Consider the following 14,024-nt stretch of genomic DNA (forward strand, 5'->3'; position numbering starts at 1 on the left):
CTGCTCACGAGCAACTCTGCCAATACAGTGTTGATGTTTAATTCCTCGCGCAGTTTGTTGGTTATTTTGACATCAGTTTTAGATTTTAGTACCCACCTTTTTTGCATATCTTTGCACAATATTTTAAGTGTAAATATACGTTTTAAGGCTGGACTTACCTAATTCCTAAACCCGGTATTGATCCGCTGTCGCTTAACGTGCATATTCCCAATGTTTTAAATATGGTGCAGGCTTATTCTTTATATGAAGGTTCTTTTTCCGTAGACAAGAGTAGAAAATTTATTCCCTTTGACCCACTTCTAGACGACCCTAAGGACCGACCGGGGGCGATGTTTATCCATGTCCATCCCTTCTTGATCCAAACTAATTCCGGACTTGTTCTCTGTGATACCGGCCTTGGCTATACCGATGACAGTGCTGTACTACAGCTGCATCATAATATCCGTAAGGCTGGCTTTAGACCCGAAGATGTAAAATATGTACTGATGTCCCACCTTCATAAGGATCATGCCGGTGGTATGGTCACATTTGAAAACGGAACTGGACGTATCGCATTTCCTGAAGCCGAATATATTGTTCAACGTGGCGAATGGGAAGACGCCTATTCAGGCATCTCCAGTTCATACAGGACCGAGATTTTTGATGTGATTCAACGCAGTGGAAATTTGGTACTGGTGGAAGGTGAAGGAAAAATAAATGATGAAATCAGCTATGCGCTCAATGGTGGACATACCGCGCATCATCAGGCATTTCATATTCAAACGGATGATCAGCACTATTTCTTTGGCGGAGATGTATTACCTGAGCCTGAAGAAATTTTCCATAATTATATCGCCAAATATGATTTCGATGGTCGGCGCTCCAAAGCCTTGCGTCAGGAGTATTGGGCAGAAGGCGCGCCAGCAGGCTGGATTTTTTTGTTTTATCATTCTAAAAATATAACCATTGGCCGTAGTCAGATCCGGGAAGATGGGACCTATAAGCTAGTTGACGCAAAGTTATAAAGTAAAAACCTCCATGACCTTTTGGGAACATGGAGGTTTTGGAAGGTTTAGTATCCCGGATTCTGTGGGAAGGCTGCACCCGTGTTACTGTCGATAACTTCTTGTGGAATAGGCCAAAGAATAAATTCTTTTTTCACCACATTTTTTGATTGTGTGTTTAATGTTTGCACGCGGCGTAAAAAGATATCCTCACCAAAGCGGGCAAGGGTCATACGGCGCATTTCCTCACCAATAAGCTCCCGGGCGCGTTCGTCGAGAATCAAATCAGCATTGATTGCTGCTGCATCGATTAATGACGCCTTTGCACGGGCACGGACAGCATTGATGGCGTCTTTAGCTTGTGCCGGTTTATTGGTGCGCCAGTATGCTTCAGCCAATAGCAGGTAAGTCTCTGCCAAACGTACTTTCACACGGTCCTTCATATTTCCTTCAAATGCAGGGTCAACAGCTGTCTTTCCGTAGAAAAATTTGGTTGTTGTCGGGAATACATTGCCTGATTCTTTGATGGCGTCGGTAAGTACGATCTTCTTGCCATAAAGTTCAGGGACGGAAGGATCGTTATAATACCAATCGCGTTTGATATTGAAAGATGAATTTCTGACATCTTGTTTTTCATAACTATCCAGCCACCATTGATAAGGGCGTACGTGGCCAAGACCTCTTCCACCAAGTGAGTCGGCCAAAGCAAATCCTTTTTGTTGTGAATAGAAAGGTACCCAGGCACGTTTACTCCAATCTGTGTAGCGGTCGCCGCCCCCTTGTGTATTGTATTCCAATTGGATGGCCCAGATCGTTTCTTGATTGCCGGAACCGCGATTTTGGTTGTTTTCGATAAACATATCGTGGAAATAATCCCCGGGTTTATCTTTTTCGGCGCCAAAACGTTGATCGTTCAATTTAAAGTAACCACTTTGAATAACTTTGTTGGCAGCTTCTGCCGCTAAATCAGGCTGTCCAGCTTCGATATATGCTTCTGCCAGGTAGTGTAAAGCAGCCCATTTCGTCAATTTACCTTCCTGAATTGTTCCTGGATTGTCGGGCAGGTTTTCACTTGCATACTTAAGGTCTTCAATCATGTGCGTCAAGATTTCAGCTTTCGGTGTACGTGTGAAATCACGACGGGGTGTTTCGGATACCTTGTCCACCCAAGGCACATCGCCGTACAGGTTGACTAAGTAGCGATAACTGTAGGCACGGAAGAAACGAGCCGTTGCTTCCACACGTTTTGGATCGTTGTCCTTGTCTGTCCAGCTAATACCATCCTTTTTTAAAGCCTCAAGGATGGTATTGGTATTACCAATAAATCCGTAGGCATATTTCCAATAATTGCGGACATAAGACGAAGCAGGATTTAGCGTATAATTGCTGAATGGAGCCAATGTAGCGTCTGTACCTGTGGTTTTGATAGCTACGATATCTGTTCCGACCTGTAACGCCTCCTGTGGAGTTGCTCCTTGGGAAAAGATACTACCGTTCCAGGTCAGGAATTCCATGCGGGCATAAGAGTATAAACCATTTAGTCCAGTTTCGAAGCCTTTCGTATTGATATAGGTATTATCAGGTGACTGAAAGCTGCTGGTGTCTTCATTTAAGAAGTTCTTGCTGCAGCCTGTAAAAAGTAAGCTTAGGCCAGCTAGAATTGTATATAAAGTTGTATTTCTTTTCTTCATGATCTTGATGTGTTTAGAATTGGACATTTACTCCCAATGAGAATGTTCTCGCAACAGGATAAGGACTGGCAATATTTGTCGTTGTTGGATTACCTGTGGTCGAACTTACGCTCAACGCCTCTACGTTGTAACCTTTGATTTTGGAGAATGTATAGAGGTTACGGGCGTTAATAAATGCTTTAATGGAAGAGAGATTCAATCTTTTTAGAAAATCGCCATCAAAGGTATAGCCCAAGCTAAAGTCCCTAATTCGCCAATAGGATGAATTGATATAATACGTATGGTTGTTTACTGGCGTGTATCCAGGGGATGGGATGTCTGTGTTTGTACGCTCCGGTGTCCAGTAAGGCATGTCAGCAAGATAATTGGCGCCGTTGTTAGGTAAGAAACGTTCGATGTTTTTGAAATCATCTATTTTCGTTCCACCAAATGCCCCATTCATAAAGAACGACAGGGAGAAATTTTTGTACGTGAAATCATTGCCAATACCAAGTGTATAAGGTGATATTTTGTTCCCCATCATGGTACGGTCATTGGCATCGATTTTACCGTCGTTGTTGAGGTCTGCTAACTTGGCATCGCCAGGTTTCGCTTTAGGTTGATACGAGTTTGCGATGTCGTCGCCCTCTTGCCATACACCAATGACTTTATAATCGTAGAAAATACGGATAGGCTTTCCGATTAACCAGGCATTGGTCAAATCATCTTTTCCGTCAGCGCGCAGTTTGGTGATTTTATTGTTGTTATAGGCAAAGGTTGTATTTACATTCCATTGGAAATTGTCATTTTTGACTGGTATGGCATTCAAGGTAACTTCTATCCCTTTGTTGGAAGTTTCACCGATATTTGTCAAAATGGTGTTGTAGCCGTTCATGACAGGGACCTGTTCACTTAATAAAAGATCCGATGTTTTTGAGGAGTAATAGTCGATCGTTCCTGAAAGTCTATTTTTGAGAATACCAAAATCCAAACCAAGGTTTAATGAAGCTGTCGTTTCCCAAGTTAGATTGCTTCCACGTCCATTGAAATTCATCACAAGTCCTTTGACTGGATCAAGACCATAAATATAATCGACGTTGGTCAGACGGTCGTAAGTTTGATAAGGTGATACAGCCTGATTTCCATTTTTACCATAAGAAACACGAAGTTTTAACAAGTCGAAATAGTCCTGCACATTCCCTTCTTTAGAAACTACCCAGGCTCCTGCAACGGATGGGAAAAATGCATATCGGTTGTTAACAGAAAATGCGCTATAACCGTCCGAACGACCTGTTAAGGTTAATAGGTAGCGATCCTTAAAGGCATAGTTGATTCTTCCCATGTAGGAAATCATCGCTGTATTTTGAAGGTTGGATTCGATCTTAAGATTTTTAGAGGCAGAGGCCATGTTGTTATATCCGGCATCTGATACAAAATCGTCTCCATTCATTCTTGAAGTTTTCAAATTTGTTTTCTGGGAAGAATAGAGGCCCACGACATTGATCTTGTGGTCACCAAAGGTACGGTCATAGGTCAAGAGATTTTCCCAGGTCCAGTCCCAGAAGTGCTCATTGTAAATTGATCCGGTACCATTCACGCCGCGTCCTGTGACCGTATTTGAGCCATAGTAGGAGTTTTCGTTAATATTTCGGTAGTTGGTTCCGAAGGTGGTTTTGAAACTTAATCCTTCAATTGGAAGTTTTACATCAAGCCAAGTATTCGCATAGACCGTTCTTCTGGTCTGATCCCATTGTCCTTTTTCGTCTGCGAAAGGGTGTGCCCACAATGTTTGTGCGTACATTGGGTACGTTACAGCAGTGCCATCGGCATCACGGTTTTTACTGTAAGGGGAAAGTTTTACAACACTTTCGAGATTAGGTTGTACGCCGTCACGGTTCCCTTGAGAAGCCTGCATGGTCATTCCTAGCTTTAACCAAGAGCTTAAACTTTGGTTGAGGTTTAGATTGACATTATATCTTTCGTAGGGCGTGTTTTTTACCACACCATCTTGATTTAGGTAGCTTACAGATGCATAGTAATCGGATTTATCCGTTCCACCCGAAAAACTGAGTTGATGTTCCTGAATGGGAGCGCCACTATTGAATACTTCGTCCTGCCAATTGACTTCTTCCCCTTTTTTGTATTGTTCTAATACGTTGGCAAAAAGATAATTTTCTGGGTTGAGCTGATCACCGGTTTTTCCTTTCGAAGCCTGGTAATCACGCATAAATTGGATGTACTGTGGACCGTTCATCAATTTAAGGCGACGTTCTACACTTTGAACCCCAAAATAGCCGTTATAATTGATGCGTGCTTTCCCTGCGGCACCCTTTTTTGAGGTGATGAGGATAACGCCATTTGCAGCTCTTGAACCATAGATTGCGGTGGATGAAGCATCTTTCAGTACCGAGATACTGGCAATTGTATTGGAAGAGATATCACCCAGGGAACCACTAAAAGGAATTCCATCCAGGATAATTAGGGGTGCGTTGGACGCGGAGATCGAGTTCTCACCGCGGATATTGATAGAAGCTGTTTCGCCAGGTTTGGCCGAACCGGAATTGATCGCTAAACCAGAAATCTTACCCTGAAGTTTATCGACAACATTCGGTGAATTTATTCGTTCCAGGGATTTTGCTTCCACTGTAGCGATACTTCCTGTCAAATCGCTCTTTTTCTGTTTACCATAACCTACGACCACAACTTCATCCAAAACATCCTCGGATTTTGTCAAGGTTATTTGTGATGCTTGTGATACGGGAACTTCTTTCGCCGTAAATCCTATCGAGTTAAATGTTAGGATGGCACTTTTTGAACTGACGTTCAGTGAGAAGATACCGTCTTGATTGGTTGTAGTTGCTGCTGCTTTACCTTTTTCAGAAACAGTAACACCGCTTATTGGTTTCCCCGTTTCATCAACGACCTTCCCGGAGACGACTTGCTGGAAGGGTGAACGACTGGTTATTGCAACCAAACTACGTGGATTTGCTACCCCGTAAATAGGTGCCGCTAATGACAAGATTGATAAGGGTGTCAGAAGGATGAGATGACTCTTTTTGACCATAGGTGTGTAATTTAGATTCAGTAAGTGTTTAATGCGGCAATTATAAAGAAATAAAGCGTTGGCAATTCTATTGCTTCTTGGAACAAACGATTGCACGAACTACGAAAACGTTATAGAAATGGGGTTTTGTAATGAAAATTGGAGCTAATTGAAGTTGATTTGTTCGGCTAGGAATTCCGATCGTTAATAACATGTATACGTCGAGCGCTTTTATTGTTGTTCAGTTGTGTCATCAAGATGCCATACGTCGAAAAAAGGGATGATATCGGTTAAAAGGGTCGTTTTTCTGCTCTTTTTTTAGTATTTTGGGGTAATTTGGTCTTTATAGCCCATCCCGTCAGATACCAGCGGATTCGTTTAAGATTGATTTTTTGGGTAAATTTGTGTTTTAGTAGCTAAGGGCTGATGCTGTTTTTTCTAAAAGTCTTTGTTTTTTGTTAGAAAGAACCTTTAGCTTGTTTTCGTAATTGTTGTAAACAACGTTATGAAGCTTATATTATTAGTATTTATTTAAATAGAAGATTATGTCTATTGTAAGAGAGTCCGATCTGATTGGAATTGGAAAAAAATTTCAAATTGAAACCGATGCGGGAGACAATATGGTTGTTGTTATCCATGACGATGGCAGACGGGAACTTTATCGCTATGATGACGAGGAACATGAGTCACGTTGCGTCATGACACTCAATGACGATGAATCTCGGCAGATTGCGGGTATTATCGGTGGTTTGTCCTACAAGCCTAAAGCTTTGGAGACAATTGAAGTTGCTTTGGACGATTTACGCATTGAATGGTACAAAGTGGAAGGCAAAAATGAGGGGGCCGGAAAGACGATTGGAGAGCTGGAAGTTCGTCAACGTACAGGTGCATCGATTATTGCTGGGATACGGGATGATGATACGGTTATCAATCCAGGACCGTCTTATTTGATTAGCCCAGGCACCACACTTGTCATTGCTGGAAAGAAGAATAATATTAAACTTTTGAAGGAAATTTTACTGTAATTTATGCTATCACATACCTTAATACTGGAAATTGGAATCGCTGTAGGACTTGTTGCCATTGTTGGCCTAATAGCCAATAAGCTTAAGTTTTCTGTTATTCCATTTTTCATTATTATAGGAATGGTTTTGGGACAGCACGCTCCGCAGGTTGGTCTGGTGGATTTAACATTTACAGAAAGTAAACCCTTTATAGATTTCATGGGACGGTTGGGTGTATTATTCCTGCTGTTCTACCTGGGACTTGAGTTTTCGGTCAATCGCCTTATTAAATCCGGTAAAGCAATTGTGACAGGCGGGACAATTTACGTCTTATTGAACTTTACCTCAGGCTTGTTGATCGGATGGCTAATGGATATGCCATTTAAGGAGATGATGGTCTTATGCGGTATCATGACAAGTTCTTCCACGGCCATTGTCGCAAAGGTTCTTACAGATCTCAAACGCACGGCCAATCCGGAGACGGAGGTCATTATGGGGATGATTATGTTCGATGATCTGTTTATAGCGATGCATATCTCTTTCCTTTCGGGCTTGATACTGACAGGAAGCAGTTCGTTTTGGACGGTAGCAGGAACGTCCTTACTGGCCTTGGGATTTATATTGGCCTTTTTGATTTTGGGCAGAAAACTGGTGCCTGCGATTGATCGCTTATTGAAGGAGAAAACTTCTGAATTATTTATATTGATCATCTTTGCCTTACTGTTTATTGTGGCAGGTTTCTCTGAAACCATCCATGTTGCGGAGGCTATTGGGGCATTGATGGCTGGCTTGGTGTTGGCAGATTCGCAATACATCAAAAAGATTGAATCGATGGTACTGCCCTATAAGGATTTTTTTGGGGCAATGTTTTTCTTTAGTTTCGGATTGTCTATTGATATTATGTCGCTGGGGGGGGCTGTATTTTGGGCTTCGATTGCAGCGCTGGTGACGGTGATGGGTAATCTTGCTTCGGGGTATTTTGCAGCTAAATTTTCGGGCATGAAACCTAAAACTTCTTTTGATATTGGCTTTACCTTGTCTGCGCGGGGAGAGTTTTCCATTATCATGGCAAATATTGGTAAAGCAGGGGCTTTATTGCCCGTTATTCAATCTTTTGTGGTTGTATATGTTCTGATTCTTTCCATTGTATCCCCACTATTGACCAAAGAGTCACGTAATCTGTGGAAATTACTTTTCGGTGCGGATACCAATAGCTCCAAGCCTTTGAAAAAGTTGAGTGATTTAGAAAATAATCAGGCCACTTAGCGCTTCTGGATGATAGAGATGCTCTTAAATGAGTGGTCACAAACAAAGAGGGATCCTACCGTATTGTAGGATCCCTCTTTGTTATTATGAACTATTGAATTTTACAAAAACCCTAACTCTAGTTTTGCTTCTTCCGACATCATGTCTTTTGTCCAGGGTGGATCAAATGTCAATTCGACCAATGCTTCTTTGACACCTGCTACAGCAGCAACTTTTTCTTGAACTTCATTCATGATTTCGCCTGCCACGGGGCAGCCAGGAGCAGTCAGCGTCATTACAATCTTTGCAATACCCTCTTCCTTCGTAATGATTTCATATACAAGCCCCAAATCCACAATATTTGCGGGTTTCAGTTCAGGATCATAAATTGTTTCCAGTACAGCTTGGATTTGTGGCGCTAGACCCAGTTTATCTAATACAATGATACTCATTTATTCAGTTTTTTATCGTGAATAGCGTTTTGATAGATCGCTAATAATTTCGCTTCATTTATTTCAGGAGTAAAATTACGAAAATAGTAAGCAATACAGGTCTTTCTTATCTCATCTTTTTCATTTGTCGTTTTTGTACTCCACTCTCTTAAACATTCGATGATATCGTTTTTGTTGTGGGGATCGAAAGTTTGTCCTGTTTTGCCGGGGATAATCAGTTCGGGGAGTGGGCCTAGATTTGAGCTGAGCACAGCTGTTCCGACTGAATAAGCCTCAAGAATCGTGATCGGCATACCTTCAAAACAAATCGATGGTACGAGTAGTGCCTGTGCTTTGGCTATCAGGGGAAGTATTTCTGACCTTTTTTTAAAACCGAGGTAGGAAATGTTCGGCTGGTCTTTAATTCTTCTCAGGACCTCCTCTTCGAGCGGACCGCCGCCAATTAGCTGTAGTTGAAAATCTGTTCCGATTAAAGCATCGATCAGATTCAATATCCCTTTTTCTTCCGAAAGACGACCGACGTATACGAAGTGGGCCTGTGTATCTTCGGGCGCTATTGCATTAGGGAAAACGAAGTTCGGTTTAATCTCGAACTTAGTAGACGGAAGGTGCAAGGTCGATTCAACGAATATGTTCTTTGCAAAAGAGCTTAAATTGATGTAGCGATTTACCTTTGCCCAAGTTCCAATTTTACGATGAAACCAGTAATTCAGTGCGAGAAGAAATGTTTTTACTATCGAGTTGTTAAATGCTTTTTGTCGAACGGCTGTCCACGGAAACTCCTCTTGGAGTGAGTCCAAAAAAAGATGGTTGTGGTGGTACAGCGTCGCCGAAGGGCATAGCAAACGGAAGTTATGCAAGGTCATGACCTGGGGGATGCCGAGTTTTGCAATCGTACGAACGATAATCGGACCCGCTGCGTAATGGGTGTTGTGAACGTGAACGATGTCTGGTTTAAACGTCCGAATTATTTTTTTGACACGTTGAGCAGCGCAAATATTCCAAAAAGATCCTATTGTCTGTAATGCACCCTGCCAACCCTTTTTATTTTGAAAGGTTAGCGTTTGGACCTCATGTCCTTGCGCGAGGAGGGAAGATTCCTGCTGAAATACAGTGTCTTCACCACCAGGATCTTGATAAAATGTATGGATAATCAGTATGCGCATAATAAAAGACTTATACAAATGTACAATTTTGAGGTGACTTCCTTTAAAGGGACAAAATTGCCATTTCTATATGATTATTGCTATATTCGCAAGATTCGATCGTAAAGATATATGCAACATTTACAACAACTCGTGATAGAGGCGATAGAGACAAGTCAATTTCCTGAAACACCATCAAATTTATATGATCCGATACGGTATATATTGACTTTGGGCGGAAAGAGGGTTCGACCAGTGCTGACATTGATGGCCGCCGAATTATTTGGCATGCAAGAGATGGATGAAATTATCCCTGCTGCCAAGGCAGTGGAGTTTTTTCATAACTTTTCACTAATCCACGATGATTTGATGGATAAGGCTCCTTTAAGAAGGGGTAAGACGACAGTTCACGAAAAGTGGGATGCTAATATTGCCATATTGTCTGGAGACGGCTTGTTGGTCAAAGCTTATGAGGAAATTTCAAAGTGTAATCCTATTTACCTGCCTGCAACCTTGAAAATTTTGAGTAAAGTGGCTATGGAAGTATGTGAGGGTCAGCAATTAGATATGGATTATGAAAGTCGGGATTCGCTGACAATGCCTGAATATCTTGAGATGATCCGTCTTAAAACGTCGGTGTTATTGGGCGGAGCGTTACAGTTGGGTGCTATTTTGTCTGGAGCAGATGAACAGCAACAGCAGCTGATCTACGATTTTGGAGAGAATGTAGGCTTAGCATTTCAATTACAGGACGATATCTTGGATGCCTATGGCGATCCAGATACCTTTGGAAAGATCGTTGGTGGTGATATCATGATCAATAAAAAAACCTTTTTATTGGTGAAGTTGATGGCGGTAATTTCGGACGACGATAAGATAGTCTTACAAAGCTTATTGGACACATCTATAGCGACTGCTCCGTCAAAAGTAGCGGATATGCTTGCCTTATACGAGAAGTATGCGATTAAAAGTGCTGCCGACGAATTGAAAGATAGCTATACACAACGGGCATTTGAAAAAATGGAAGCATTGAATGTACCAAATGATCGCAAAGAAGCGTTATTAGTGTTAGCAAATAACCTTTTGGTAAGACAGCAATAAGTATAAATTCTATTAAAATTCGTATCTTGCCTGTAAATGTTTTTTTGTAAGAAAATAATTAAATAAATTTTTAGATTACGTTCATGGAGCCTTTAAAAATCACCGTATTTCAAGCATATTTATTCTGGGAAAATATCGAAAAGAATCTAAATAATCTTGCATTGAGACTTTCCTCATTGCGTGAGAAAACGGATGTTATTATTCTCCCCGAAATGTTTAATACGGGCTTCACGAATAATGTCGAGAAATGTGCAGAACCTGCAAATGGGCCTACGACAAGATGGCTATTTGAGATGGCAAGCTCACTTAACTGCGTTGTTGCCGGTTCTTTGATTATCGAAGAAGGCGGGAAATACTATAATCGCTTTGTATGGATGTTTCCTGATGGCAAATATGTAAAATATGATAAACGTCATCTTTTCGGATTATCTAAAGAAAGCGAGTACTTCGAGCCAGGAAATGAACGTATCCTGGTGGATATCAAAGGATGGAAAATTTGCCCGATGATCTGCTATGACCTTAGATTCCCAGTCTGGTCTAAAAATCAAAACGGAGCTTATGATATTTTAGTGTATACAGCGAGTTGGCCGGACAAGCGCTCCGCACATTGGAGAGCCCTTATTCCAGCACGTGCGATAGAAAACCAAGCTTATGTTGTTGGGGTAAACCGGGTAGGTCATGATGGTAATGATATTTACTATTCTGGTGGCTCGATGTGTATATCGCCACTTGGTGACGTGGTGTATTATAAACCGGAAGATGAGGACCTGTATACCTTTACCTTAAACCCGAATGACCTGTTGGAAGCACGTGAGAAATTTCCTTTCTTAAAAGATTCCGACTCCTTTACTATCGGATAACATCCTCTAAATTAGGTATAATTGCAAGCATTTATTTTGCTTGTATCCTTTTTATTTATTAAATTCATTCTAGTATAAATCAAATTTTTATGATTTATCAACATCTACTTATGACATGTTGATAAAATTTTGTTTGAGACAGCTATAATAAAGCGTAATTTAGGCTAACTATTAGCCAAAATACGTTTAGTTTTTTCTCATATTGGATGAAAGACGGCGTTTTATTATTAAAATAAGTTGCGTAAACAACCATAACCATTTTTCATATGTTAGACCAAGATTTAGTATCACAAGAGTATTTTTATAATTTCTTAACAGGGAAATACTCAATTGCAGTTATGCGGAGATTACAGCGTAATCTCAAGGAGGCCGGGTTAAACATTACTTCTGAACAATGGAGTATCATGTATAACCTGTGGGTAGAAGAGGGGCTTACCCAGCAGGAGCTTGCTGTTCGCACATTTCGAGATAAACCAAGTGTCACTCGATTAATTAATAACCTGGAACGGGTAAATCTGGTTATCCGCGTTAATGATAAAAACGACAGACGGTCCAATCTGATCTATTTAACAAAAATAGGACGAAAGATGAAAGATGAAGGAATGAAGCAGGCAAAAAATACTATTGAACAGGCCTTAGGGGGCTTGGCCGACGATCAAATTACCTTATCAAATACCATTCTGCATCGCGTATTGTTTAATTTGAAATAAAGATACTTAGTGGGGGTTATTTTATAAGGGAACTATCAGGGTATAAAAAAGGTCCCCTATGTTGAATACATAGGGGACCTTTTTTATATGAATTTCTAGCAGTTAATCTTCGAAAAGTTTGCTCTCGAAATCTGTGTGGCTATTGACCAATTTGCCTTCAGTTCCGAAATAGATTTCCTGAAAACTTAGTGTCCGGATAGCATCTACCTTACGATAGAATTTATCTGCCGATACATCCGACAGTGTTTTGAAACCACAAGCCTCCATAATTTCGACTGTAGCACGTAATGTGTTGCGGTGGAACTGAGCAACACGTACATATTTATCGTTTACGTCGAGTCCTTTGTATAAATGCGGCTGTTGCGTGGCAACCCCAACCGGACAGACGTCTTCATTACATTTAAGTGCTTGAATACAACCTAAAGCGAACATCATACCACGAGCACTATAACATGCATCTGCGCCTAAGGCAATGACTTTCAAGATATCGAAACCTGTTACAATACGGCTTGATACAATAACTTTAACATGTTTTTTTAAACCAAAAGCAATCAAAGTTTTCGTTACAAATGCCAATGCATCGTATAATGGCATCCCGAGGTTATCTGTAAACTCCAGTGGAGCAGCTCCCGTACCACCTTCTGATCCATCTACGGAGATAAAATCCGGGAAGATCTGCGTGTTTTGCATGGCGTGACAGATGTCGATAAACTCATGTTTATCGCCGATACAAATTTTGAAGCCGATAGGCTTTCCACCCGATAGCTCGCGCAGCTGTTGTATGAAGTGCATCATTTCAGTCGGCGAGGAGAAAGCGCTATGTGCTGGAGGCGACATCACATCTGTTCCTGGAATGACGTGACGAATAGCTGCGACCTCAGGTGTGTTTTTTGCCGCAGGAAGGATACCCCCATGACCAGGTTTAGCGCCTTGCGAGAGTTTCAACTCGACCATCTTCACGTTTTCACGATTGGATTTTTCTCTGAAGAGCTCCGCGTCAAATTTTCCTTCCTGATTCCGACAGCCAAAATAACCTGTACCCACCTGCCAAATTAAATCACCACCGTTGTTGTGGTAGTCACTGATTCCTCCTTCGCCGGTATTGTGTGCAAAGTTTTGAAGTGCAGCACCTTTATTTAATGCCGTTATTGCTGTTTTGCTCAATGCACCATAACTCATTGCTGAGATATTGAACACACTTAAGCTATAGGGCTTTTTACAGGCTGCATTTCCAACAGTGGTACGCATATCGTGGTTTTCGATATGGCAAGGGAAAACAGAGTGCGCAGCCCATTCATTTCCGACAGCCTGTGGATCAGTCTGCATACCAAATGCGACAGTTTCACGTTGATTTTTTGCACGTTGGTATACGATCGAACGTTGTCTTCTGTTAAATGGACGTCCATCCATGTCTGATTCCCAAAAATATTGTCTCAACTCAGGACGAATAGATTCAAAAATATAACGGAAATATCCAACTAAGGGATAATTGCGTAGGATGGCATGTTTTGTCTGGAAACTATGATATAACGCAATCAATAGCAATGGAAATGGAATGATAAGCAGCCAAAACCAGCTTGATGTAAATATAAATCCAAATGATACAATGATTAAATTAATCACAATCATTATTGAAAGAATGAGTTTTCTAACTTCCATAGAAAATACGATTGTTTAGTTTTAATTCGCTATTTTAATGTTAAGCCCAACTGATTATTTTATTACTCAATTAGCATTCCAAAATGCGCTTTTGGACGAAGCAAATGTACTAAAGTTCCTGAAGTAAATGGATATATTTACCCCTTGGAGGT

The 14,024-nt window shown here is 41.1% G+C and carries 11 protein-coding genes; 6 read left to right on the forward strand and 5 right to left on the reverse strand.

Features of this window, described 5'->3' with window-relative positions:
* Positions 1-221: 221 nt before the first annotated feature.
* Positions 222-1,004 carry an MBL fold metallo-hydrolase gene (locus tag ACHWSC_RS09300; protein WP_394676588.1) on the forward strand — a complete coding sequence of 261 codons (783 nt, stop codon included), beginning with the start codon at positions 222-224 and terminating at the stop codon, positions 1,002-1,004.
* A 47-nt stretch (positions 1,005-1,051) separates the two neighbouring features.
* On the opposite strand, the gene ACHWSC_RS09305 is transcribed toward ACHWSC_RS09300, so the two are convergent.
* Both ACHWSC_RS09305 and ACHWSC_RS09310 read right to left on the reverse strand, forming a co-directional pair.
* Complete coding sequence (locus ACHWSC_RS09305; protein ID WP_394676544.1) at positions 1,052-2,674, reverse strand: RagB/SusD family nutrient uptake outer membrane protein; 1,623 nt, start codon at positions 2,672-2,674, stop codon at positions 1,052-1,054.
* 13 nt (positions 2,675-2,687) lie between these two features.
* The gene (locus tag ACHWSC_RS09310; protein ID WP_394676545.1) at positions 2,688-5,717 is read right to left on the reverse strand and encodes a SusC/RagA family TonB-linked outer membrane protein; all 3,030 of its coding nucleotides are present in this window, start codon (positions 5,715-5,717) and stop codon (positions 2,688-2,690) included.
* 524 nt (positions 5,718-6,241) lie between these two features.
* On the opposite strand from ACHWSC_RS09310, the gene ACHWSC_RS09315 reads away from it, so the two are divergent.
* Positions 6,242-6,721 carry a cation:proton antiporter regulatory subunit gene (locus ACHWSC_RS09315; protein WP_046672804.1) on the forward strand — a complete coding sequence of 160 codons (480 nt, stop codon included), beginning with the start codon at positions 6,242-6,244 and terminating at the stop codon, positions 6,719-6,721.
* A 3-nt stretch (positions 6,722-6,724) separates the two neighbouring features.
* Entirely contained in the window at positions 6,725-7,966 is a 1,242-nt protein-coding gene (locus ACHWSC_RS09320) for a cation:proton antiporter (RefSeq protein WP_394676546.1), read from the forward strand.
* A gap of 101 nt (positions 7,967-8,067) precedes the next feature.
* Here the strand turns inward: ACHWSC_RS09320 and ACHWSC_RS09325 are convergent, their stop codons facing one another.
* Both ACHWSC_RS09325 and ACHWSC_RS09330 read right to left on the reverse strand, forming a co-directional pair.
* A complete protein-coding gene (locus ACHWSC_RS09325; RefSeq protein ID WP_046672802.1) occupies positions 8,068-8,397 on the reverse strand; it encodes a metal-sulfur cluster assembly factor in 330 nt (109 codons plus the stop codon).
* A complete protein-coding gene (locus ACHWSC_RS09330) occupies positions 8,394-9,563 on the reverse strand; it encodes a glycosyltransferase family 4 protein (protein ID WP_394676547.1) in 1,170 nt (389 codons plus the stop codon). The genes ACHWSC_RS09325 and ACHWSC_RS09330 overlap by 4 nt, the downstream gene beginning before the upstream one ends.
* A 111-nt stretch (positions 9,564-9,674) precedes the next feature.
* Between ACHWSC_RS09330 and ACHWSC_RS09335 the strand changes: the two genes are divergently transcribed.
* The 3 genes from ACHWSC_RS09335 to ACHWSC_RS09345 all read left to right on the forward strand — a co-directional run bounded on the left by ACHWSC_RS09335 (position 9,675) and on the right by ACHWSC_RS09345 (position 12,213).
* Positions 9,675-10,643 carry a polyprenyl synthetase family protein gene (locus tag ACHWSC_RS09335; protein WP_394676548.1) on the forward strand — a complete coding sequence of 323 codons (969 nt, stop codon included), beginning with the start codon at positions 9,675-9,677 and terminating at the stop codon, positions 10,641-10,643.
* Positions 10,644-10,726: 83 nt separating this feature from the next.
* Positions 10,727-11,503 (forward strand): amidohydrolase, encoded by a 777-nt coding sequence (locus tag ACHWSC_RS09340; protein ID WP_046672799.1) that lies wholly within the window; start codon positions 10,727-10,729, stop codon positions 11,501-11,503.
* 266 nt (positions 11,504-11,769) lie between these two features.
* Entirely contained in the window at positions 11,770-12,213 is a 444-nt protein-coding gene (locus ACHWSC_RS09345; RefSeq protein WP_046672798.1) for a MarR family winged helix-turn-helix transcriptional regulator, read from the forward strand.
* Positions 12,214-12,315: 102 nt separating this feature from the next.
* Here the strand turns inward: ACHWSC_RS09345 and ACHWSC_RS09350 are convergent, their stop codons facing one another.
* On the reverse strand, positions 12,316-13,872 hold the full coding sequence (locus tag ACHWSC_RS09350) for an FMN-binding glutamate synthase family protein (RefSeq protein WP_153845694.1): 1,557 nt from the start codon (positions 13,870-13,872) through the stop codon (positions 12,316-12,318).
* Between the last annotated feature and the right edge of the window lie 152 nt (positions 13,873-14,024).

It is taken from the genome of uncultured Sphingobacterium sp. (genome assembly GCF_964277905.1).
Lineage (GTDB): Bacteria > Bacteroidota > Bacteroidia > Sphingobacteriales > Sphingobacteriaceae > Sphingobacterium > Sphingobacterium siyangense.